Source organism: Shigella sp. FC1544 (assembly GCF_001722145.1).
Classification (GTDB): domain Bacteria; phylum Pseudomonadota; class Gammaproteobacteria; order Enterobacterales; family Enterobacteriaceae; genus Escherichia; species Escherichia coli.
Genome location: NZ_MECT01000534.1, coordinates 1 through 231 on the forward strand (window position 1 = coordinate 1; position 231 = coordinate 231).

At 48.9% G+C, this 231-nt stretch carries 1 protein-coding gene; it reads right to left on the minus strand.

The genetic code is table 11. The features are described 5' to 3' along the window. A partial coding sequence (locus BGK49_RS31275; protein WP_069375824.1) for a hypothetical protein occupies positions 1-122 on the minus strand: 122 nt, incomplete at its 3' end. Between the last annotated feature and the right edge of the window lie 109 nt (positions 123-231).

Sequence of the window (231 nt, forward strand, 5' to 3'; positions counted from 1 at the left end):
GCGACCATCGCAGGTGGTGGGTCCATGGGTTTGAGCATCTTCATCCAGTCCCATTCACGTTGTGAGAGCTTCTCAGCACCAACAGAGAGCAGAACGGGATCTATACTTTTGCGGGTCAACATAAGAGTATGAGTCCGGTAATGCTGCCAACTTACTGATTTAGTGTATGATGGTGATTTTAAGGTGCTTGCGTGGCTTCCATTTCCATCAGATGTCCTTCCTGCTCCGCTA